The sequence below is a fragment of the Aneurinibacillus sp. UBA3580 genome, assembly GCF_002375825.1.
Classification (GTDB): Bacteria; Bacillota; Bacilli; order Aneurinibacillales; family Aneurinibacillaceae; genus Aneurinibacillus; species Aneurinibacillus danicus.
Window position 1 is genome coordinate 8484 of record NZ_DFMZ01000059.1, and the last position, 681, is coordinate 9164.

Here is a 681-nt window from a genome sequence, read left to right on the forward strand (position 1 = left end):
TGGCAGCCGCCATAAGCGGACCGACCGGGATTCCGCGTAAAAATACGATACCGATAATGGAGCCGACAATAAGGCCGACGATAAGATGCGGCTCGGCCCGAAGCATATCCAGTCCTTTTCCGTTCAAATACGTGGCAAGTGCTCCCCCGGTTAACGCGGCAACCCCTACAAGCGTCGTAAAGAGCGGAATTAAATCTTTAGCGGTAATTTTCTCGCTGGCAAATGGCACCAATACGGATATGGTCAGAAAAAGAAGCCCTACTTCCATCCCCCGGCGTTCTACTGTCGGAAAAAAACGTTCAAGGGAAGCGAGTTTTAACACTAACAGCATACTGGCTGCGGTAGCAAGAATTGGTGAGCGGCCAATTAAACCCGTAATGATAAGTAGAACAAGCACTCCTTCACCTGGAGATATTTGCATTGGCATCAAACCCCTGTCCTATTCTTCTCTTTACTTGTATGAAGAAGAGGACAGAAGTATTCTTTTTTCACTAACAAACGGGACTATTTGTGAAAAGTCAATCTGGCTGCAGAACAAAATATCTTCCGTATATTGACGTTCAACCAAACGTTTGCCTGTAGTAGAAGCAAGGAGGCGTTCCGTAAGCACGGGGACGAGCCGGAGATAACCGGCCTCTAGTAATTCTGTTGAACCTCCCATGGCTAAAGCCACGAGATTCT

At 47.4% G+C, this 681-nt stretch carries 1 protein-coding gene and 1 pseudogene; both read right to left on the minus strand.

The window, feature by feature from the left end:
- The coding region (locus B2899_RS09435; protein WP_414631762.1) for a DUF441 domain-containing protein at positions 1-421 on the minus strand (421 nt) is incomplete at its 3' end.
- Positions 422-451: 30 nt separating this feature from the next.
- A pseudogene (locus tag B2899_RS09440) lies at positions 452-681 on the minus strand (hypothetical protein); the annotation flags it as partial.